Origin of the sequence: Maricaulis sp., from assembly GCF_017643475.1 — a bacterium.
Classification (GTDB): domain Bacteria; phylum Pseudomonadota; class Alphaproteobacteria; order Caulobacterales; family Maricaulaceae; genus Maricaulis.
Genome location: NZ_JAEPNI010000001.1, coordinates 134,612 through 153,810, shown reverse-complemented (window position 1 = coordinate 153,810; position 19,199 = coordinate 134,612). Strand labels below are relative to the sequence as shown.

Sequence of the window (19,199 nt, the reverse complement as noted above, 5' to 3'; positions counted from 1 at the left end):
TGCTCATGTTCAAGAAAACTCACCTGATCGGGGCCGCCCTGGCCCCGATCGCCGGTATTCTGGTGCTCGGCCAGGCGGTCGCCCAGGAGCCCTATCGCCTGCCACCGCAGGAGATTGTCGATATCGTGGATGCCGCACCTGCGCCTTTCAGCTCGCTCTCCCCGGCCCGCGACACCATCCTGTTGATGCACCGCGAGGCCCTGCCGCCGGTTTCCGAAATGGCGCGTCCGATGGAGCGCCTGGCCGGTATGCGCCTGGATGCGGCGACGAATGGGCGCCATGGTCCGCGCACCGTGATCGGCCTGTCGATCATGGATCTGGATACCCAGGAAGTCCGTGATGTGCGTTTGCCGGATGATGCGGGCATCTCCCGGGTGACCTGGTCACCGGATGGTTCGAAAGTGGCTTTTGCCATCACCCGCAATGACCAGATTTCGCTGTGGGTTCTCGATGTGCGCCGTGGTCGTGCCCGTGAGATCGTCGATGAAGGCCTCAACGCCGTCTTCACGCCCTTCCGCTGGATGCCGGATGGCGAGCGTTTGCTGGTCAATCTCGTTGATCCGGATCGCGGTACCATGCCGGAGCGTCCGCGCGTGCCGGTTGGCCCGGTGACGCAGGAAGCTTCCGGTTATGAAGCGCCGGTGCGGACCTATCAGGACCTTCTGCAGGATCAGCCGGATGCAGACCTGTTTGCCTGGCTGGCAACGTCCCAGCTGGCGCTGGTTGATGCGGACGGCGGACGTCCGCGTATGATCGGCGAGCCCGGTCTCTTCTACATGGCGGACCCGTCCCCGAACGGTGACTACATTCTTGTTGGCGAGATGACACGCCCCTTCTCCTACCAGGTGCCGTGGTCGCGTTTCGCGGACCGGACGACGGTGGTGGATACACGCGGCCGTCTTGTTGCCCAGATCGCCGAACAGCCGATCGCCGACAGCACGCCGATCGGTGGTGTCATCACAGGCCGCCGCAGCGTCGAGTGGCAGGACAGCCACCCTGCACAGCTCACCTGGGCCGAGGCTCTTGATGGCGGTGACCCGCGCGCCGAGGCTGAAGAACGTGACAGTGTCTGGGCGCTGGAAGCGCCGTTCAATGGCGAACCGCGTGAGGTATTCCGCACCGAGGATCGTTATTACGGTACCCAGTTCACCGATATGGGCGAGACAGGTTTCGCAGTCGAATATGACCGTGATACGCGCGTTATCCGTCGCTGGTTGATCGATTTTGAAGAGGGTGGTGCCGAGCCGCGCCTCGCCGAAGAGCGCAGCCTGCAGGACCAATACGCCAATCCGGGCACGCCCCTGACCACGCGCAACGAATTTGGCCGCACGGTCGTCGACGTGCATGAGGGGCATATCCTTTATGCGGGTGACGGTGCCACGCCCGAGGGCGATCGCCCTTTCCTGCGCCGGATGAGTGTCGAGACGTTCGAGTTCGAGGAGTTGTGGCGCAATTCCGGTGAGAATTATGAGGAAGTCATCGGCGCGATCGAGGCCGATGGTTCCTCCTTCCTGACCTCCTGGGAAGATCCGGTCACGCCGGAGAATGTACGGTGGCACCGCGATGGCGAGGTCGAGCAGATCACCGACTTCGAAAACCCGCACCCGCAGCTCAATGACATCTCCCGACAGCTGATCACCTATGAGCGCGAGGACGGCGTACCGCTGTCTGCAACGCTCTACCTGCCGGCAGATTACGAGGAAGGCGACACCCTTCCCGTGCTCGTCTGGGGTTATCCGCTGGAATACAATGACGCCTCCACGGCGGGCCAGGTTTCCGGTTCTCCCTACGAGTTCACGCGTGTCGCCGGCACCAGCCCGCGCTTCATGGTCACCCAGGGTTATGCACTGCTGGAAAACGCGACCATGCCGATCGTGGGTGATGATCCGGAAACGGTGAATGACACTTTCATCGACCAGCTGGTCCTGTCGGCCGAGGCTGCGCGTGATGTCACGGTCGAGATGGGTTTTGGCGATGGCGAGCGCCTGGCCATTGCCGGTCACTCCTATGGCGCCTTCATGACCGCGCACCTGCTGGCTGCATCGGATATCTTCCGCGCCGGTATCGCGCGTTCAGGTGCCTATAACCGCACCCTGACACCGTTCGGCTTCCAGGCCGAGCGCCGGACTTTCTGGGCGGCGCCGGAAACCTATTTCGAGCTCAGCCCCTTCATGCATGCGGACGATATCAACGAGCCGATGCTGATGATCCACGGCCAGATGGACAATAATTCCGGCACTTTCCCGATGCAGTCCGAACGCATGTTCGCGGCTGTAAAGGGCAATGCCGGCACGGCCCGCCTGGTCATGCTGCCCTATGAAAGCCACGGCTATCGCTCTCGCGAGAGCGTGCTGCACGTGCTGGCAGAAAGCATCGACTGGCTCGACCGCTGGGTGAAGCCGGAAGAGAATCCGATGGGTGAGGGCGAAACGGAGTAGGCCAGCTCCAGCTTGGAAACAAAAAACCCGCCGGAGCGATCTGGCGGGTTTTCTATTGAGCTGAGCTCGAGACTTAGTCGTCGTCCGTGCTCGGCACGGCCACGGCGTGGAAGCCGGCATCGACGTGCAGGGTCTCGCCCGTGCAGGAGAAGCCGAGATCAGACAGCAGGTAGAGCGCGGCGCCGGCCACACCTTCCATCTTGGTGTCTTCCTTCATCATCGACCATTCACGACCGGTTTTCATCAGCGACTTGCCGCCGGAAATGCCGGCCATCGCAAGGGTGCGCATCGGGCCGGCAGACAGCGCGTTGACGCGGATGCCGCTCGGGCCGAGGTCGCGGGCCATGTAGCGCGTGGAGGCTTCCAGCGCGGCCTTGGCGACACCCATGACATTGTAGGACGGAACAACACGTTCAGCGCCGAGATAGGTCAGGGTGACCATGGAGCCGCCATTGGGCATCAGGTGCGAGGCCCGCTTGCCGGCGTCGACAAAGGAGAAGGCCGAGATTTCCATTGCGCGGCGCCAGCCTTCGCGGGAGGTATTCTCGGTGAAGGAGCCGACCAGCTCGTCCTTGCCCGCAAATGCGATGGCGTGAACGAGGAAGTCCATCGTGCCCCACTGGTCCTTGATGGTGTTGAAGCAGGCATCCATGGAGGCGTCGTCGGTGACGTCGGCCTGAACCATGGTCGGATTGCCCGGCAGGCTCTCAACCAGCGGACGAACGCGGCGCTCCAGGGCTTCGTCCTGATAGGAGAAAGCCAGCTCGGCGCCCTGTGCAGCAAGCTGCTGGGCAATGCCCCAGGCGATCGAGTTCTTGTTCGCCACGCCCATGACAAGCCCGCGCTTGCCCTTCATCAATTCACCAGATGGAAAAACGGTATCCGCCATGGGATTCCCCTTTTTGAAATTCGTGCAGGATTAGACTTTCTGGAAGACAACCGTGCCGTTCGTGCCGCCAAAGCCGAAGGAGTTCGACATGGTCGTCTTGAGGTCGGCATCACGCGCCTCGGTGACGATCGGCAGGTTGAGCGCGGCAATGTCCGGGTCCATGTCGAAGACGTTGATGGACGGCGCGACAAAGTCGTTCTTCATCATCAACAGCGTGTAGATCGCTTCGTGAACGCCGGCGGCGCCCAGGGAGTGACCCGTCATTGACTTGGTGCCGGAGATCATTGGCGCATTGTCGCCGAAGACCTGCTTGACCGCTTCCATTTCCTTGATGTCGCCAACCGGAGTCGCCGTGGCGTGCGGGTTGAGATAGTCGATCGGACCGTTGACGGTTTCCATCGCCAGTTTCATCGAGCGCACAGCGCCTTCGCCGGACGGGGCGACCATGTCGTAACCGTCGGAGGTGGCGCCATAACCGGTGATCTCCGCATAGATCGGTGCGCCGCGCTTCTTGGCCCGCTCGTATTCCTCGAGGATGACGACACCGGCGCCGGCACCACCGACAAAACCGTCTCGGTCCTTGTCGAAGGCACGCGAGGCTTCGGTCGGCGTGTCATTGTATTTCGTGGACATGGCGCCCATCGCGTCGAACAGGTTGGAGAGGGCCCAGTGGATCTCCTCGCAACCGCCCGCGAACATGACGTCCTGCTTGCCCCATTGGATCTGCTCGGCAGCGGCGCCGATACAGTGCAGTGAGGTGGTGCAGGCAGAGGTGATGGAATAGTTCACGCCCAGGATCTTGAACGGCGTGGCCAGGGTGGCTGACGCTGTCGAGCTCATCGCCTTGGGAACCGCAAACGGTCCAATGCGGCGCGGGCCCTTTTCGCGGGTCACGTCGGCAGCGCTGACAATGGTGCCGGCGGACGGACCGCCAGAGCCCATGATAATGCCGGTGCGCTCGTGAGAGATATCGCCTTCCGGCAGGCCGGCATCCTCGATGGCCTGTTCCATGGCCATGTAGTTCCAGCCAGCGCCTTCCGACATGAAACGATAGACCCGCTTGTCGACATGCTCGGCCGGATCGATCGACGGCTTGCCACCGACCTGACACTTGAAGCCGTGTTCGGCGAAGCTCTCCATGCGACCGATGCCGCTCTTGCCGTCCTTGAGGGACTGCGTGACTTCGGCAGCGTTGTTACCAATGGGCGAGATAACGCCCAGACCCGTGATTACGACACGACGCATAGTCCAACTCCTCGATCAGGCCATTTCGCCGGGCTGGAACAGACCGACGCGCATGTCCTTGGCAGTGTAGATAATCTTTCCGTCCGCTTCGACATGACCATCGGAGATGGCCATGATCAGCTTGCGGCGGATGACGCGTTTGAAATGGATCACATATTTTACCAGCTTGGTCTCCGGCGTGATCTGGCCCGTGAATTTGACCTCCCCCACACCTAGGGCGCGACCCAGGCCAGGGCTACCACCCCAGCACAGGAAAAAGCCGGTCAGCTGCCACATGGCGTCGAGGCCCAGGCAGCCCGGCATCACCGGATCGCCCTTGAAGTGGCAATCGAAGAACCAGAGGTCTTTCTTGATGTCGAGTTCCGCCTCGATATAGCCCTTGCCATGCTCGCCACCGTCATCATTGATCGTTGTGATGCGGTCCATCATCAGCATCGGCGGCGCCGGTAGCTTGGAGCGGCCCTCGCCCCACATGCGGCCGTCAGAGGAGGCGATCAGGTCTTCGTAGCTGAAGGAGCTTTGGCGTTCAGTCATGTAGCCATTCAGTTGCGCCGCAGGGGAGCGGCACGGGCGCTCACCGGGCTGGGAAATGGGGCCCGGTCGTGAAGCGAACCGGGGACTTAACGCAGAGCGGTATCACGCGTGAGAGTGGCGCTCAAGTTGGGGATGCCGTTAGCATCTGCAGCATTATCGCCGCCACGTTCTTCGCTATATACGCCCCAAAGATGGCTCGCATCGACCCATCCGCGATAGCCTTGGCCCTCGACGCGGCACCAGCCGGAGCGGCAGCGTTCCAGAGACAGGACAACTCCGGCATCTGCAATGGCTTCCAGCGGGGCATCGTCTTCAGCACGGGCGCGGAGCTCGGTCTCCTGCGCGGTGAAGACGGAACGCCGGCCGGACAGGATGGAGCGGTGCATCCAGGTGACTTCGCCCTCCGGATCACGTACCCGGCGCCAGTCCTGGGTTTCCGCGATGACTTCCATGGGCAGGCCGGAACGCAGGTAGCGCCAGGCGATCGGATGCGCCTGGGAGGGGCCGGAGCGACCATTGGCGACGTCAAACTTGAGGCTGACAAAACGCGGCACCGGCTGACCGGACGGTGTATCGGTGTCACGCGTCTGGGCGTGGGTCGCTGCGGAGACAGCAAGAGCGGCGATACAGGCGGTCAGTCGAAACATGGTAAACTCCCTTACCTATTCCCTCTGCCCGAACAGGGTGAACGCCGGGTAAATTCGTCGGCTGATCTGGAGGATTGAAATGGCGAAGATGGCAAAGCGCAAACCAAACTGGGGTGTTGGTATCGCTCTTGGAATCGGTACTGGAATCGCGCTCGGCACGGCTATGGGCAATGTGGCTCTTGGCGTGGGCATGGGCGCAGCCCTGTCGCTTATCTGGGCGCTTGCCCTCGGTGAGCCCGTAGATTCACACGATGGTGATGATGCAAATTCCGATGAGCCACCTATATCCCAAGAGGACGCCGACGGAGGATCGGCAGACTAACGGAGGGAACAATGGGTTTTCGCTTGGCGATTACAGGTGTGGCAGCTGCCCTGGCCGCTGCAAGTATTGGCGGCACGGATGCGGTCGCCCAGGATAACGAGATCACCGTAGAGACAACCGAGTTGGGCGACGGCATTTTCATGCTTTCGACCGGCATTGCCGGCAATCTCGGTCTGTTGGTTGGTGAGGATGGCGCGGTCCTGATCGATGATCAGCTGCCCAATACAGGAGCCTTGATCGAGGGGGCTGTCGTGGAGCTCGCTGGAGATGATGCTCCCCGTTTCATCGTCAACACGCACTATCACGGTGACCATGCTGGCGGTAACGCGCATTTTGCCGAGCGTGGCGCGACGGTCGCCGCCCACCACAACATCCGCTCGCGCCTGGCAGAATCCCCGCAGACCTGGATCCAGGAAGCGACCTTGCCGATCCTCACCTTCGGTGATGACCTGACCTTCCACATGAATGGTCAGACGGTCGAGGTCAGCCACCTGCCGGCGGCGCATACCGATGGCGATGCGATCGTCTATTTCCGCGAAGCCGATATCCTGCACATGGGCGATATCTTCTTTTCCGGCATGTTCCCCTTCATTGATCTCAATGGTGGCGGCACGGTCGATGGCTATCTGGCTGCGATGGAAGCGGCTTATGAGATGGCATCCGACGATACCCGCATCATTCCGGGCCACGGCCCGATGTCGACCCGTGAAGATCTGATGCGGTCGATCGATATGCTTCGCGAGACTTCCTTCCGCGTTCGCAGCCTGGTTGAAGGTGGTGCGGATCTCGAGGCGGTGCGGGCTGCCGAGCCGCTGGCGGACTATCACGAGGACTGGAACTGGGCGTTCATCACCACTGAGCGCATGGTCGACACCCTCTATTATGACGCCACGGCGCGATAACTGGCGCGTCAGATTCCTGTCAGGAATTTAAAGGGATAATCAGAGTCCCGAGAGGTTTGGCCGGATAGGGTCTGGCTCATGACTGAGACAGACCCCACGCCCGCCCCGAAAAAGCGCACCGGCATGCCCAAACCCCTCGGTTTTGCGGCCGGGGCGGGTATTGGCCTCTTCCTCTGGGTTATTATCTCCCTGAGCACCGGAAACATGCTGCTTGGCTTGCTCTTCGGCATCTTGCCGGGCGTGGCGATTGGCGCCGGGCTGCAATTGACAGCCAAGCGCTAGTTGCCACACCCACAACAGGCAGGATCCCTGGTCAGCTTGACGGTTCGGCTGGTCATCGACAGGCCGTCAAACAGCATCATGCGGCCATCCAGGCTGTCTCCCGCCTCGCATACGAGCTTGATCGCCTCCAGCGCCATCATCGAGCCGATGATACCGGTCAGGGCGCCGACGATGCCGACCGCAGCGCAGGTTTCCGCGTCCGGTGGTGGCGCCGGGACCCAGCAGCGGTAACACGGCGATGCAGGTGTGTGATTGAACACGCCGAGCTGGCCATCCCAGCGCCCCACAGCGCCGGAGACCAGCGGGATGCCGAGCGCCCGGCTGGCCTTGTCCACTGCGAAACGGGTCGGGAAATTGTCACAGCCATCCAGCACTAGATCGCAACCCTGCAGAAGCTCGGAGGCATTGCTGTCGTCAATGCCGACGGCGTGCGTGTCGACCTGAAGGGCCGGGTTCAGCGCGTTGAGGTGGTCTGAGGCGCGCTCGACCTTTGGCTTGCCCACATCGTCTGACTGAAAGAGGACCTGGCGCTGGAGGTTTGACAGGCTGACTACGTCCGGATCAACCAGGCGCAGTCTGCCGACGCCTGCGGCGGCCAGATACAGCGCTGCGGGTGATCCCAGCCCTCCCGCGCCGACAATTCCGATATCGGCCCGGGCAAGGGCTTGCTGGCCCGGCCCGCCAATCTCGCGCAGGACGAGATGGCGTGCATAACGTTCGACATCAATGCTCATGGACAAGAGGTGGAGAATATCGCGCGCGAGATCAAGCACCGGAAGCTCCAGACGCCCTCGCGCTGGAGATGTGGGGAGGATGCGGAACACCGGACGTGTTTCAGATGAAAGAGGCGGTACCTGTGGTGTTCCGCGGGCAGCCTGCTGACTCGGATGGACTTCTGGGCGGAGCCCGCCATCTGTCTTCGCCGGTGATCCGTCGATCGCCACCCACCCGGACCGTCGATTGCGCGGCCGACGCCTCCCCGATCCGGATGAGACGCATTATGGGGCTGGCCGGGGTGGTGTGGATAAGTTTTCCGCTATCCACGCGGCGTGCCGCATTGGTCTCTTTCAAGTTTGGCCGAACCCGCGCAGTTTGCGTCCATGTCCACACTACCTGCGCCGCAACTCTCCCAGCACCAGACCCGTCTGATCGAATACCTGTTCGAACAGCGGCCCAATGTCTTCCTGACCGGGCGAGCGGGTACCGGCAAGACGACGTTGATGCGCGAATTCCTGCGCCGGGCGGGCAGCCGGGCGGCTGTGCTGGCGCCAACGGGTGTCGCGGCCATGCAGGCCGGTGGTCAGACCATCCACTCTTTCTTCCACTTCCCGCCGCGCCTGATCGAGGCGCGCGATATCCGCAAGGTGCGTCACCGCCGGGTGGTGCAGGCGCTGGAAACCCTGGTGATCGACGAGATCTCCATGGTGCGCTCGGACATGATGTGGGCGATCGACAAATCCCTGCGCCTCAACCGGGAACGGGACGAGCCGTTTGGCGGGGTACAGGTGATCCTGGTCGGGGATCTGGCGCAATTGCCGCCGGTTATCCAGGGCGCCGAGGCGGAGTATCTGGAAGCCAAACATGGCGGGCCGTTCTTCTTCCACCCGACGCCCTTCCGCGATGCCGGTTTTACCCTGGTCGAGCTGGAACAGGTGTTTCGCCAGACCGACGAGTATTTCATCAACATCCTCAACGCCGTGCGCGACGGGGATCTGACCTCCGACGAGGCCGCCGATCTGAATGACCGGGTGACCGGGCGGTCGGGCCTTGAAGCCAGTCTCAGCCATATCGTGCTGACCTCGACCAATGAGGCCGCCTTCCGCATCAACCAGGCGCGCATCCAGGGGTTGGCGACACCGGAACGCACCTATGAGGGCAAGGTCGAGGGTCAGTTCGATCCGCGCCTCTTCCCGGTCGAGGACCCGCTGGTCCTCAAGATCGGCGCGCGCGTCATGCTGACCCGCAACGATCCTCAGGGGCGCTGGGTCAATGGCACGCTGGGGGAGGTTGAGGGGTTTGACGAGAAAGCCGTGCGCGTGCGCATCGGCGAGAACATCTATGCCATCGAACCGCAGAAATGGGAGCGCAATGCCTATGCCTTTGATGCGGCAGCGCAGGCGCTGACCAAGACAACTGCCGGCAGTTTCACCCAGTATCCCCTGCGGCTCGCCTGGGCGATGACGATTCACAAGGCCCAGGGTCTGACCCTGGACAATGTGTATCTGGACCTCGCCCGTCGTCTGTTCGCCCACGGTCAGGCCTATGTCGCCCTGTCACGCGCGCGCTCCCTGGAAGGCCTAGAGCTGTCCCGCCCCCTGACGCCGGGCGATATCATCTCCGACCCGCGGATCTTCGATGTGCGCAGTTTCTGCGACCCGGCGCCGATCAGCCTGGGTTAGTCCCGCGCTGTTGTCGCGATTTCCCGCAGGAGTGCGCCGGCGTTTCCCGTGCGCATGCGGTTCATGGCGATGACCGCGCCCATCTGTTGTTCCGGCACAATCACCGTATGCATCAGCCACATCCTGTTGGAGCCGGAGTGCTGGAGTTCGTCAGAGCCCAGACCCCAGCCCATCGCATAACCGGCTTCGAACGGCCTTGTGTGGAGGATGTCCCAGCTTTCCTGGCTCAGGAAACCTGTCTCGACCCCGCGGCCGCCATCGATATGGGCCTGGAGGTAGAGCGCGTAGTCGGGCAGTGACATGTGCATGGTACCGGCCGGGCCAAGCACTGGCGGATTGTCGGCGGTCGGGCCGGACATGGCCGCCGGATTGCCATGTGAACCATCGAGATGGCCGCGTGGTTGATCGATCACTTCCGTGGAGCCCGGCGCACCAAATCCGAAATCATCAATGCCCAGCGGGGTCATGACTTCGCGTTCGATGAGGACTTCCCAGGCTTCCCCCGTCGCCTGTTCGAGCATGGCGCCAGCGATGACATAGCCGGCGTTGGAATAGAGATAGGTCGAACCCGGCTCGCTTTCAGGCGGCAGGGCCAGGATATGACCCGCATAACTCAGCCGTTGTTCCGGAAGCGGGCGACCGCCCTCACGCTCCAGCGCGAACATCATCATATAGGCTTGGCCGATATTGGCCGGCGCCCCGGAATGATGGCTCAGCAGGTGCCGGAAGGTGACGTCGTGAAACCCCGGATCAATGAGCTCCAGATGTTCGCCGAGATGCTGGCTGACCGTGTCGTCCCAGCTGATCACACCACTCTCAGCCAGACGGGCAACAAGGGTCGCCGTCATCGACTTGGTGTTTGAACCGAGGTGCCAGAGATCGTCCGTGGAGACCTCCGCCGTGTCGCTGACATCACGCAGTCCTGCGACACCGATATGGACCTCTCCTTCGCGCAATTGCATCAATCCGACAGCCGGGCTGCCCCAGCTGTCACGCGTATCCTCCGCCAGTGCAGCGAGCGTCGCGTCATTGGAGGTCTGGGCCCAGGCGGCGGGCGCCGCGAGCAGGCAGGCTGCGCTGGCCAGGCCAATCGAAAGGCGATGAACGGATTGTCTGAGTGTGCTGGTCATCATGCTGGGTCCTCGGGATCATGGCTGCGACGGGCAGGCCGAGGCGGCATAAAGCCTGTCTACGTCGTGGCCGACCACAGGGACTTTGCAACCCGGTGTCCCCCACGCACCCCAAGATTACCAACCAGTAATGATTTCAACAGGATTCGACCCGGGCTGCGCTCTATCAATTGAAGATCGCAGAAGAAATCTTAGAGGAAAATCATGCTGGGACTTACAGCGGCGCTGTTGGCGTCGACCGCTCAGGCTGGGAGCAATCCGGCCTATGACACTCAGTTGGATACACTTGTCGGACAGGATTATCGCGCGGCGGTGAGCATGCTGGGCATGCCGTCGCAGCGGAGCCTGCGTGAGGGCGGTGGCGAGATCTGGACCTTCCAGTCGCGCTCTGATGATCGCAACGGCGCTGGAACGGCCTCGGACGACGTGGATGGCAGTGCGAGCGGCTCCTTTGCCTATGAAAGCGACAATGCAACGGTCGTTCCGGCAACCAGCCAGAGTTCCGGCACACCGCCGAGCGGCGGGGCATCCAGCGGCAGCGGATCGACCCGGGCTCCGGTTGGTGGTTCTACCAATACCGGCAATGGCATAACGGCGACGCGATCGCGCGGCGCGGAAGTCTGTACAACCCGCATTGCACTGGACCCAGACGGCACCATCGCCGGATATAATTATCAGGGCACCTGTCGCGCAGAGCGCTAGGCAGATTCAGGATTTCGGGTCTACACGCCTGTGGACCCGAAACCTCCCGAACCACGTTCGGTCTCGTCCAGGGTTTCAGCAACCTGCCAGACGGCCTGGGCGACGATCATCTGTGCGACTTTCTTTGGAAGCGGCGTGGAGCAGCTCACGGCTTAGCTCTCAGTGTCGGGGGCATACAGGTCGAAGTCGATCTCTGCTCCGCGTTCGGCCAGGGCTTGGATCGTGAGGGCGGTCAGAGGAAGTCCTTCGTTACAATCTGACATCATAAGTCCACAAAAGACTCGGATGACGAAACGTTTTCTCAGTGTTGTCCAGTCATCGAGATCCTGACTTGTCACCGAAAACAACTCGGATATCTGCCCATCCAGATCCGCCGGAGATCGCCGATCTATCTTGAAGCGCCAATGACCCGTTTTGGCGATCCTCAGCTTGCCCGAGGGCATTTCGACGCGATCGCCCTTCGCTTCTGCAGATGTTGGATCTACCCCGAGCAAGCGGGTGACTTCTTCAGGGTCGAGATCATTGCCGATCACGTGAAGTGAAGCTGCGGACTGAGACATTTGGGGTTATCCTGCTCCTCGAACAATGCCGTCGAGAGACAACGCTCGGCGCAGCCGCCGAGAATGACGACGATGGTCCTCGGCCGCTCGGGCTGTTCCCTACACGCCTGTGGACCCGAAACCACCCGAGCCACGCTCGGTCTCATCCAGGGTTTCAGCAACCTGCCAAACCGCCTGGGTGACCGGGGCGACGATCATCTGTGCGATGCGGTCGCCGCGCTTGACGTTGAATTCGACCTTGCCGTGATTGATCAGATTGACCTTGATCTCGCCGCGATAATCCGCGTCGATCGTGCCGGGCGTATTCACGCAGGAAATGCCGTGTTTTGCCGCCAGGCCGGAGCGCGGGCGGACCTGGGCTTCAAAACCGGCGGGCAGGGCGATGGCGATACCCACCGGGATCAACCGCCATTCACCGGGCGGGATAGCGACGTCCTCCGCCACTGCGGCGCGCAGATCCATGCCGGCTGATTGCGCGGTCTCATAGACCGGAAGCTCCAGGCCTTCATAGTTTTCCAGCGGCTTGATGCGTACGTCGACAGTGTTCATGGCGTGCTCCCTCGTCACGGGCGCAGGAAAGCCAGTTTTGCACCTTCTGGCCAGTCTTGATCAGCAGGTTTCCACGACGGCCTGGGCAATGCGTTGCGCGATCAGTCCCGCGATTTCCGGTTTGGAAGCGCGCTGGGACCGCCACACATCATCACTGGAAACGATCGCGATAGCGTTCTCGTCGCCTCCCATCACATCGCCGGAAACATCATTGGCGACGATCCAGTCACAGCCCTTGCGGGCCAGTTTCTGGCGGGCGTGGTCCTCGACTTCATGGGTCTCGGCAGCAAAACCGATCACCAGGCCGGGGCGTTCATCTTTGCGCTGGCTGATGGTCTTGAGAATGTCGGGATTTTCCACCAGGGCCAGGGAACCCATCTCGCCTTTGTTGCCCTTGATTTTCCGGTCGTGCGCTTCTGCCGGTCGCCAGTCTGCGACCGCGGCAACGGCGATGAAGACATCGGCAGGCAGGGCCGTTTCGACGGCGGCGAGCATGTCGCGGGCGCTTTCGATGCGGACAGTTTCGACACCCGCCGGATCATTCAGCGCGGTCGGGCCCGAGACCAGGACGACCTCCGCGCCCAGCTCGGCGCAGGCTGATGCGAGGGCATAACCCTGTTTGCCCGAGGAACGGTTGGAAATGAAGCGTACCGGGTCGATCGCTTCCAGCGTCGGGCCGGCTGTCATGACGATGCGGCGTCCGGCAAGCGGGCTAGTCATTCAGCAGGGCCTCGATGGCATCGGCAATCACCGGCGGTTCTGCCAGGCGCCCCGGGCCGAATTCGCCACAGGCCATGTCGCCTTCGTCAGGACCGACAAAATGTACGCCATCACCCCTGAGCGTCGCCAGATTTCGCTGGGTGGCCGGGTGTTCCCACATGCGCACATTCATGGCAGGCGCCATCAGCACCGGCTTGTCCGTGGCCAGCAATGTGGTGGAGGCGAGATCATTGGCCAGCCCGTTGGCGGCCTTGGCCATCAGGTCAGCGGTGGCCGGAGAGACCACGACGAGATCCGCGGACCGGGAGAGTTCGATATGGCCCATTTCCGCTTCGTCGGTGAGGTCAAACAGATCGCCATAGACCTTGTCGCCGGACAGGGCAGAAACGCTCAACGGCGTCACGAATTCCGCCCCGGACTTGGTCAGGATGCAGCGCGAGGCAATCGACCGGCGCGAGAGTTCGCGGATCAATTCCAGGGACTTGTAGGCAGCGATGCCGCCGCCGATGATCAAGAGCACGCGTTTGTCTGTCACGCCCGGACCTTTCACTGTTCTGTCTCTACCTAGCGGTTCGCTGCGCCAATCCCAAGCCCTGAACGTCTCGACAAGCAGGCGAAACGGGCTAGCCTTGGCGCTTCAATGCCTGGGGAGGGCTTTATGATACACATGATCCTGGCCGCGTCGGCGCTCGCTCTGCTGACACTTTTTGTTTATCTGATGCTGACGATTTTTGGCGTTATCGCGAAGTCGAAAGGCCAGTTGAGCGAGGAATATTCGCTGACCAAGGCCGGAACGCCGCCGCCGGACTGGCTGGGCAATTGGGGGCGCAATCTCGCCAACCTGTTCGAGCTGCCGATCCTGTTTTATGTGCTGGTCCTGTTCCAGGCCGTCACGCCGGATACGATCGACAGCCTGCAGGTTACCCTCGCCTGGGTCTTTGTTGGCACGCGTTTCGCCCACACGGCAGTGCATGTGAGCATCAACAACATGGCCCTGCGTTTCCTGACGCACCGGATCGGTTTCCTGATCCTGGCGGCGATGTGGGTGCGTTTTGTGCTGGCGCTACACGCGGTCTAGCCGAGCATGGCCATGGCGGCAGCTCCGGCTGCCGCCGCGCCAGCCAGCCAGGCCAGGCGCAGGAACCAGGGACGCAAGCGCGGCCCGCCGCCCAGTTTCAGCTCACCGGCTTTCAGCTTGCGCCCCACCTCGGCCCAATCCTCGATGGCGTCTGGTAGTTTGCGGGCGGCACCATAGAGGCGGCTGACATCTTCGGCGAAATCGCGGGCACGGCCTTCCGGTCCCAGCTCGCGTTTCATCCATTCCTCGACCACGGGAGCTGAGGCGCCCCACATGTCGTGCTGTGGATCCAGCGAGCGGGCGACGCCCTCGCACTGGACCATGGTCTTTTGCAGCATCACCAGTTCGGGGCGCAGGCGCATGTCGAACAGGTCGGTGATCTCGAACAGCTGCAACAGCACGCGCGACATTGGCACTTCGTCGGCATTCTTGCCGAAGATCGGTTCGCCCACGGCGCGCAGGGCGCTGGCGAAATCGTCAACTGAATGATCGGCCGGAACATAACCCGCGGCAAAGTGCGCCTCTGCAGCTGCCTTGTAATTCCGGGTCAGGAAGCCGTGCAGGATCAGCGCCAGGAAACGCCGTTCGGCGCGGCCGATCCGGCCCATAATGCCGAAATCGACAGCCCACAGCGTGCCGTCCTCGCTGGCAAAGAGATTGCCGGCATGCATGTCCGCGTGAAACACGCCGCGATGCAGGGCGGTGCCCAGGAAGGCGCGGGTCAGTGTCGTGGCGAGCGCCCTGCGGTCGATGCTGCTGTCCTTCAGGGCCGCGTCATTGCTCAGGGCGATGCCGTCGATCCACTGGGTTGTCAGCACGCTCTTGGTCGATAGCGGCCATTCGACGGACGGGATGCGATAATGACTGACGGCGCTGGCAGCTTCCGACAGCTCGGAGCCGGCCGCTGCCTCCAGGCGCAGATCCGTTTCCAGCTGCAGGGAGCGCGCGACCGTCTCGACGAAGAGTTTTGGTTCCAGGCGTTTGCTGGCGGGGGCAAATCTCTCCGACAAACTCGCACCAAGCGTCAGCGTGCGAATGTCCCTGGCGATGCGGTCGGCAATGCCCGGACGCACGATCTTGACCGCGACCCAGCGGCCATCGGCCAGTTTTGCCTTGTGCACCTGGGCGATGGACGCGGCCGCGACTGCGGGGCCGAATTCCTCGAAGATCTCGTCTGCCGGGGCGCCAAGCTCGCGGGCGATCACCGCGCGGGCCTCGTCCTCGTCAAAGGCCGGCATCTTGTCCTGCAGGCGCGCGAGGCCGCGGGCAAAACGCTCACCGATCAGGTCTCCGCGCGTGGCGAGGACCTGGCCGAATTTGACGTAGGAGGGGCCCAGCTTCTCCAGTGCACGTGCCAATCGCTCACCGGGATTGTCGGCGCGGTCGCGAATGGCGAACAGGCGCGAGACCTGACCCAGCACGCGTGCCATGGGCGGGTGCATGGACTGGTATTCACGCGGCAGGACAGCGTCATGGCGCGCCAGCACGAAGACAGCGCGGATCAGGCGCAGGAATGACATGAGAGACGAGATCATGGGGCGAGGTTTAGAGCGCCTTTGCGCACTTGGCGAGGGCGGCGTGAAGTCGCGGACAGAGCGTCCCGGCCAGCAGAGGCCACGGTCCTAGCGCCAGCCGACATGCAGGGCAGCGATACCACCGGAGAAATTCGTGTAGCTGACCTCGCGGAAGCCGGCCGCCTCGATTTCCGCCTTGAAGCTCTCCTGGTCGGGGAAGCGACGAATGGATTCCACCAGGTATTGATAGCTCTCACGGTCCTTGGCGACGAGGGCGCCGAGCTCCGGCATCACGTTGAAAGACCAGGCGTCGTAGATCTTTTCCCAGGCGCGGCTGGTTGGACGGGTGAATTCCAGGCACAGGAAACGTCCACCCGGTTTGAGCACCCGGCGCATCTCCTTCAGCGCGGCATCGCGATTGGTCACGTTGCGGATGCCGGTGGAAATGGTCACGCAGTCCACATGCCGGTCCGGCAGCGGCAGGCATTCAGCATTGCCGGTCACCCAGTCGATGCGACCGTCATGTTCGGTCGAGAGGCCGCGTTTCACGCCGGCGCGCAGCATCTGCTCATTGATATCCAGAACGATCGCCTTGGCCGGGGCCCCGGCGCCGCGGCGCTTACCGGCGCGGTCGGCCTTGGTCAGGAAGCTGCGGGCCAGATCGCCGGTGCCGCCCGCCACATCGAGATGGGTCTCGCCCGGCTGGGGGTTGGCGCGCGTCATGACCATGTCTTTCCAGGCGCGGTGCACACCGACGGACATCAGGTCATTCATCAGGTCATAACGGCGTGCGGACTTGTCGAAGACACCGCGGACAAGGCCAGCCTTGTCCTCGCGGGCAACATCCTTGAAACCGAAGGAGACTTTGTCGTCGGATTGCGTCTGGGTCATGGCGCGATAAATAGGACAAGTGTGCCCCAAGCGCCAGCAAGTCAGCTGTCACCAATCGCCGCACGCAGTGTCATGAGGAACGTCCATGCCCGAGCTTCCTGAAGTTGAAACGGTCCGCCGCGGTCTCGAGCCCGCCATGTCCGGTCGCCGCGTGCAGCAGGTGATGCTGAACCGTGCTGATCTGCGCTTTCCCTTTCCCGAGAACATGGCAGAAGCCCTTTCCGGCGCGCGCATCGAAAGGCTGGACCGGCGCGCGAAATACCTGCTGGTGCGGTTCGACAATGCTCAGACATTGCTGGTGCATCTGGGCATGACCGGTCGTTTCTCCATCGAGGCCGATGAAGTGCACGAGCAGCCCGGCGATTTCGTGCATGCAGCGCCCGCCAATCCGGCACATGATCATTGCGTCTTCCAGATCGAGGGTGGCGTGACGGTCCGTTACAATGACCCTAGGCGGTTTGGTTTCATGGTTTTGTTCGAGACAGCGCGGGAGAATGAGGTGAGCTTCCTCAAGGATCTCGGACCCGAGCCCAATGCCAATGATTTCTCGGCGCCCTACCTCATGTCTGCCCTGGAAGGCCGGCGGACACCGATCAAGGCGGCCCTGCTTGACCAGGCCATCATCGCCGGGCTGGGCAATATCTATGTTTGCGAGGCGTTGCACCGTTCCCGCATCAGCCCGAGGCGCGAGGCCCGCACCATCCGCGGGGAGCGCGCGGAGCGTCTGACAGCAGCGATCCGCCAGGTCATTATCGACGCGATCAATGCCGGCGGTTCAACACTTCGGGACTTTGCGTCTGCTGACGGGGCGCTAGGTTATTTCCAGCACAGTTTCCGGGCCTATGGCCGCGAGGGAGAAGCCTGCGTGACAGAGGGCTGCGAAGGCGAGATCCGCCGGATCGTGCAATCCGGTCGATCCACCTTCTATTGCGGGCGATGCCAACGTTAGCGTTCACTGGCGGGAATATTAAAGCTGACTCTTTCGGGGCATTGTGTATCGACCCCGCTAGTTCACTGCGCTATAGCGGCGCGGTTTTCTCTGCGCCCCGGGGCGCGCCGTCAAATGGAGTGCCTCAATGGCATACAAGACGATCCAAGTTAAAACCGAAGGCCGCGTCGGCGTTATCACGCTCGATCGCCCGGAGGCTCTCAACGCGCTGTGCGACGAGCTGACCACCGAGCTGACCGCTGCCCTTGGTGAGTTCGAGCGCGATGCCGAGATCGGTTGCGTGATCCTGACCGGTTCCAAGAAGGCCTTTGCCGCTGGCGCCGACATCAAGGAGCTGCAGTCCCGTGACTTCGCCGGCCTCTACGCGCACGACCCGTTCGCCGAGACCTGGGAATCCGTCGCACGCTTCCGCAAGCCGATCATTGCAGCTGTTTCGGGCTATGCACTGGGTGGTGGCTGCGAGATCGCCATGATGTGCGATTTCATCATCGCATCGGAAACGGCCAAGTTTGGTCAGCCGGAAATCAATCTCGGTGTCATGCCGGGTGCCGGTGGTACGCAGCGCCTGCCGCGCGCCGTTGGCAAGGCCAAGGCCATGGATATGTGCCTGACCGGCCGCATGATGGATGCTGAGGAAGCTGAACGCGCGGGCCTGGTTTCCCGTGTAGTCCCTGCCGACGACATGCTCGATGTTGCCATGGAAGCTGCAGAGACGATCGCGTCCAAGTCCCTGCCGATTGCCATGATGACTAAGGAAACGATCAATCAATCCTACGAAATGGGCCTCACAGAGGGCATTCGTTTCGAGCGTCGTGTCTTCCAGTCTCAGTTTGCGCTGGAGGATCAGAGTGAGGGCATGGCAGCATTCGCGGAGAAGCGAGCTGCACATTTCAAACACCGCTAGGTAAAACAGCGGTTCAAACGGTTGACGGCAGCAGCTCTAGGGCCTATACGCCGCCGCTCACGGATTTTGCTGGGCCAGACGGGCTCAGCCGTTTTATGAGGTTTATCCATGGCCAACACATCCTCGGCCAAGAAGATGGTTCGCAAAATTGCGCGCCGCACCGCCGTCAACAAGGCACGTCGCTCCCGCGTTCGTACCTTCGTTAAAAAGGTGGAGCTGGCGATTGCTTCTGGCGATCAGGCCGCAGCCAAGACCGCTCTGGTCTCTGCTGAGTCTGAAATGATGCGTGCCGTTGGCAAAGGCGTCTTTCACAAGAACACTGGTTCCCGCAAGGTTTCGCGCCTCGCAGCTCGTGTGAAGTCGATGACTGCCTAAGCCTCTTCTGAGGTCACAAATTCCAATACGCCCGGGACTCGCGTCCCGGGCGTATTTTTTTTGTGCGTGCGAAATCCGATCATATTAAATTAGCGATGTGACGAGGTGCGTCAGAAATAAAAATATTTGTCTGAGTACGGAGGTCTTGATCTGGCAGAAAATGACTCCG

20 protein-coding genes and 2 pseudogenes are annotated in these 19,199 nt (G+C 62.0%); 10 read left to right on the top strand and 12 right to left on the bottom strand.

Annotated elements, in window-relative coordinates:
- Nucleotides 1-5: 5 nt before the first annotated feature.
- Nucleotides 6-2,438: a prolyl oligopeptidase family serine peptidase gene (locus JJ889_RS00755; RefSeq protein WP_291890847.1), complete on the top strand. Its 2,433-nt coding sequence runs from the start codon at nucleotides 6-8 to the stop codon at nucleotides 2,436-2,438.
- Between the two features lie 73 nt (nucleotides 2,439-2,511).
- Here JJ889_RS00755 and JJ889_RS00750 read toward each other — a convergent pair whose 3' ends face one another.
- The 4 genes from JJ889_RS00750 to JJ889_RS00735 all read right to left on the bottom strand — a co-directional run bounded on the left by JJ889_RS00750 (nucleotide 2,512) and on the right by JJ889_RS00735 (nucleotide 5,753).
- Nucleotides 2,512-3,327, bottom strand: coding sequence for an enoyl-ACP reductase (locus JJ889_RS00750; RefSeq protein WP_291890846.1), 816 nt, complete (start codon nucleotides 3,325-3,327; stop codon nucleotides 2,512-2,514).
- Between the two features lie 30 nt (nucleotides 3,328-3,357).
- On the bottom strand, nucleotides 3,358-4,572 hold the full coding sequence (fabB, locus tag JJ889_RS00745; protein WP_291890845.1) for a beta-ketoacyl-ACP synthase I: 1,215 nt from the start codon (nucleotides 4,570-4,572) through the stop codon (nucleotides 3,358-3,360).
- 15 nt (nucleotides 4,573-4,587) lie between these two features.
- Entirely contained in the window at nucleotides 4,588-5,106 is a 519-nt protein-coding gene (gene fabA, locus JJ889_RS00740; protein WP_291890844.1) for a bifunctional 3-hydroxydecanoyl-ACP dehydratase/trans-2-decenoyl-ACP isomerase, read from the bottom strand.
- Nucleotides 5,107-5,192: 86 nt separating this feature from the next.
- Nucleotides 5,193-5,753 carry an SH3 domain-containing protein gene (locus tag JJ889_RS00735; RefSeq protein ID WP_291890843.1) on the bottom strand — a complete coding sequence of 187 codons (561 nt, stop codon included), beginning with the start codon at nucleotides 5,751-5,753 and terminating at the stop codon, nucleotides 5,193-5,195.
- Nucleotides 5,754-5,832: 79 nt separating this feature from the next.
- On the opposite strand from JJ889_RS00735, the gene JJ889_RS00730 reads away from it, so the two are divergent.
- The 3 genes from JJ889_RS00730 (at nucleotide 5,833) to JJ889_RS00720 (ending at nucleotide 7,259) form a co-directional block, all read left to right on the top strand.
- A complete protein-coding gene (locus JJ889_RS00730) occupies nucleotides 5,833-6,075 on the top strand; it encodes a hypothetical protein (protein WP_291890842.1) in 243 nt (80 codons plus the stop codon).
- 11 nt (nucleotides 6,076-6,086) lie between these two features.
- The gene (locus JJ889_RS00725; RefSeq protein ID WP_291890841.1) at nucleotides 6,087-6,977 is read left to right on the top strand and encodes an MBL fold metallo-hydrolase; all 891 of its coding nucleotides are present in this window, start codon (nucleotides 6,087-6,089) and stop codon (nucleotides 6,975-6,977) included.
- Nucleotides 6,978-7,055: 78 nt separating this feature from the next.
- Entirely contained in the window at nucleotides 7,056-7,259 is a 204-nt protein-coding gene (locus JJ889_RS00720) for a hypothetical protein (protein WP_291890840.1), read from the top strand.
- On the opposite strand, the gene JJ889_RS00715 is transcribed toward JJ889_RS00720, so the two are convergent.
- On the bottom strand, nucleotides 7,256-7,999 hold the full coding sequence (locus JJ889_RS00715) for a HesA/MoeB/ThiF family protein (RefSeq protein ID WP_366940041.1): 744 nt from the start codon (nucleotides 7,997-7,999) through the stop codon (nucleotides 7,256-7,258). The two genes, JJ889_RS00720 and JJ889_RS00715, sit on opposite strands and share 4 nt — an antisense overlap.
- A 360-nt stretch (nucleotides 8,000-8,359) precedes the next feature.
- Between JJ889_RS00715 and JJ889_RS00710 the strand changes: the two genes are divergently transcribed.
- A complete protein-coding gene (locus tag JJ889_RS00710; RefSeq protein WP_291890838.1) occupies nucleotides 8,360-9,658 on the top strand; it encodes an ATP-dependent RecD-like DNA helicase in 1,299 nt (432 codons plus the stop codon).
- Here JJ889_RS00710 and JJ889_RS00705 read toward each other — a convergent pair.
- Nucleotides 9,655-10,788, bottom strand: coding sequence for a serine hydrolase (locus tag JJ889_RS00705; protein ID WP_291890837.1), 1,134 nt, complete (start codon nucleotides 10,786-10,788; stop codon nucleotides 9,655-9,657). The genes JJ889_RS00710 and JJ889_RS00705 overlap by 4 nt on opposite strands.
- 204 nt (nucleotides 10,789-10,992) lie before the next feature.
- On the opposite strand from JJ889_RS00705, the gene JJ889_RS00700 reads away from it, so the two are divergent.
- Nucleotides 10,993-11,490 (top strand): hypothetical protein, encoded by a 498-nt coding sequence (locus JJ889_RS00700; RefSeq protein WP_291890836.1) that lies wholly within the window; start codon nucleotides 10,993-10,995, stop codon nucleotides 11,488-11,490.
- Between the two features lie 20 nt (nucleotides 11,491-11,510).
- On the opposite strand, the pseudogene JJ889_RS00695 reads toward JJ889_RS00700, so the two are convergent.
- The 4 genes and pseudogenes from JJ889_RS00695 to coaBC all read right to left on the bottom strand — a co-directional run.
- Nucleotides 11,511-11,615: pseudogene (locus JJ889_RS00695) on the bottom strand (dUTP diphosphatase); the annotation flags it as partial.
- Between the two features lie 27 nt (nucleotides 11,616-11,642).
- Nucleotides 11,643-12,050: a DUF4279 domain-containing protein gene (locus JJ889_RS00690; RefSeq protein ID WP_291890834.1), complete on the bottom strand. Its 408-nt coding sequence runs from the start codon at nucleotides 12,048-12,050 to the stop codon at nucleotides 11,643-11,645.
- Between the two features lie 99 nt (nucleotides 12,051-12,149).
- On the bottom strand, nucleotides 12,150-12,599 hold the full coding sequence (dut, locus tag JJ889_RS00685) for a dUTP diphosphatase (protein ID WP_291890833.1): 450 nt from the start codon (nucleotides 12,597-12,599) through the stop codon (nucleotides 12,150-12,152).
- Between the two features lie 60 nt (nucleotides 12,600-12,659).
- A pseudogene (coaBC, locus tag JJ889_RS15865) lies at nucleotides 12,660-13,854 on the bottom strand (bifunctional phosphopantothenoylcysteine decarboxylase/phosphopantothenate--cysteine ligase CoaBC).
- Between the two features lie 123 nt (nucleotides 13,855-13,977).
- On the opposite strand from coaBC, the gene JJ889_RS00670 reads away from it, so the two are divergent.
- On the top strand, nucleotides 13,978-14,397 hold the full coding sequence (locus tag JJ889_RS00670; protein ID WP_291890830.1) for an MAPEG family protein: 420 nt from the start codon (nucleotides 13,978-13,980) through the stop codon (nucleotides 14,395-14,397).
- Here the strand turns inward: JJ889_RS00670 and ubiB are convergent.
- Both ubiB and ubiE read right to left on the bottom strand, forming a co-directional pair.
- The gene (gene ubiB / locus JJ889_RS00665; protein ID WP_291890829.1) at nucleotides 14,394-15,932 is read right to left on the bottom strand and encodes a 2-polyprenylphenol 6-hydroxylase; all 1,539 of its coding nucleotides are present in this window, start codon (nucleotides 15,930-15,932) and stop codon (nucleotides 14,394-14,396) included. The genes JJ889_RS00670 and ubiB overlap by 4 nt on opposite strands.
- A gap of 87 nt (nucleotides 15,933-16,019) precedes the next feature.
- Nucleotides 16,020-16,802, bottom strand: coding sequence for a bifunctional demethylmenaquinone methyltransferase/2-methoxy-6-polyprenyl-1,4-benzoquinol methylase UbiE (gene ubiE, locus JJ889_RS00660; RefSeq protein WP_291890828.1), 783 nt, complete (start codon nucleotides 16,800-16,802; stop codon nucleotides 16,020-16,022).
- Between the two features lie 85 nt (nucleotides 16,803-16,887).
- Between ubiE and mutM the strand changes: the two genes are divergently transcribed.
- From mutM to rpsT, 3 genes are all read left to right on the top strand, one after another.
- Nucleotides 16,888-17,751, top strand: coding sequence for a bifunctional DNA-formamidopyrimidine glycosylase/DNA-(apurinic or apyrimidinic site) lyase (gene mutM, locus JJ889_RS00655; RefSeq protein ID WP_291890827.1), 864 nt, complete (start codon nucleotides 16,888-16,890; stop codon nucleotides 17,749-17,751).
- 127 nt (nucleotides 17,752-17,878) lie between these two features.
- Entirely contained in the window at nucleotides 17,879-18,655 is a 777-nt protein-coding gene (locus JJ889_RS00650; RefSeq protein WP_291890826.1) for an enoyl-CoA hydratase, read from the top strand.
- Between the two features lie 108 nt (nucleotides 18,656-18,763).
- Nucleotides 18,764-19,030, top strand: a complete 267-nt coding sequence (gene rpsT, locus JJ889_RS00645) for a 30S ribosomal protein S20 (protein WP_291890825.1) — start codon at nucleotides 18,764-18,766, stop codon at nucleotides 19,028-19,030.
- Nucleotides 19,031-19,199 lie beyond the last annotated feature (169 nt).

Bases quoted from the DNA above. Each gene is read 5' to 3' on its own strand.
- JJ889_RS00755 (WP_291890847.1), top strand. From the start codon at position 6: ATGTTCAAGAAAACTCACCTGATCGGGGCCGCCCTGGCCCCGATCGCC.
- JJ889_RS00750 (WP_291890846.1), bottom strand. From the start codon at position 3,327: ATGGCGGATACCGTTTTTCCATCTGGTGAATTGATGAAGGGCAAGCGC.
- fabB (WP_291890845.1), bottom strand. From the start codon at position 4,572: ATGCGTCGTGTCGTAATCACGGGTCTGGGCGTTATCTCGCCCATTGGT.
- fabA (WP_291890844.1), bottom strand. From the start codon at position 5,106: ATGACTGAACGCCAAAGCTCCTTCAGCTACGAAGACCTGATCGCCTCC.
- JJ889_RS00735 (WP_291890843.1), bottom strand. From the start codon at position 5,753: ATGTTTCGACTGACCGCCTGTATCGCCGCTCTTGCTGTCTCCGCAGCG.
- JJ889_RS00730 (WP_291890842.1), top strand. From the start codon at position 5,833: ATGGCGAAGATGGCAAAGCGCAAACCAAACTGGGGTGTTGGTATCGCT.
- JJ889_RS00725 (WP_291890841.1), top strand. From the start codon at position 6,087: ATGGGTTTTCGCTTGGCGATTACAGGTGTGGCAGCTGCCCTGGCCGCT.
- JJ889_RS00720 (WP_291890840.1), top strand. From the start codon at position 7,056: ATGACTGAGACAGACCCCACGCCCGCCCCGAAAAAGCGCACCGGCATG.
- JJ889_RS00710 (WP_291890838.1), top strand. From the start codon at position 8,360: ATGTCCACACTACCTGCGCCGCAACTCTCCCAGCACCAGACCCGTCTG.
- JJ889_RS00705 (WP_291890837.1), bottom strand. From the start codon at position 10,788: ATGACCAGCACACTCAGACAATCCGTTCATCGCCTTTCGATTGGCCTG.
- JJ889_RS00700 (WP_291890836.1), top strand. From the start codon at position 10,993: ATGCTGGGACTTACAGCGGCGCTGTTGGCGTCGACCGCTCAGGCTGGG.
- JJ889_RS00690 (WP_291890834.1), bottom strand. From the start codon at position 12,050: ATGTCTCAGTCCGCAGCTTCACTTCACGTGATCGGCAATGATCTCGAC.
- dut (WP_291890833.1), bottom strand. From the start codon at position 12,599: ATGAACACTGTCGACGTACGCATCAAGCCGCTGGAAAACTATGAAGGC.
- JJ889_RS00670 (WP_291890830.1), top strand. From the start codon at position 13,978: ATGATACACATGATCCTGGCCGCGTCGGCGCTCGCTCTGCTGACACTT.
- ubiB (WP_291890829.1), bottom strand. From the start codon at position 15,932: ATGATCTCGTCTCTCATGTCATTCCTGCGCCTGATCCGCGCTGTCTTC.
- ubiE (WP_291890828.1), bottom strand. From the start codon at position 16,802: ATGACCCAGACGCAATCCGACGACAAAGTCTCCTTCGGTTTCAAGGAT.
- mutM (WP_291890827.1), top strand. From the start codon at position 16,888: ATGCCCGAGCTTCCTGAAGTTGAAACGGTCCGCCGCGGTCTCGAGCCC.
- JJ889_RS00650 (WP_291890826.1), top strand. From the start codon at position 17,879: ATGGCATACAAGACGATCCAAGTTAAAACCGAAGGCCGCGTCGGCGTT.
- rpsT (WP_291890825.1), top strand. From the start codon at position 18,764: ATGGCCAACACATCCTCGGCCAAGAAGATGGTTCGCAAAATTGCGCGC.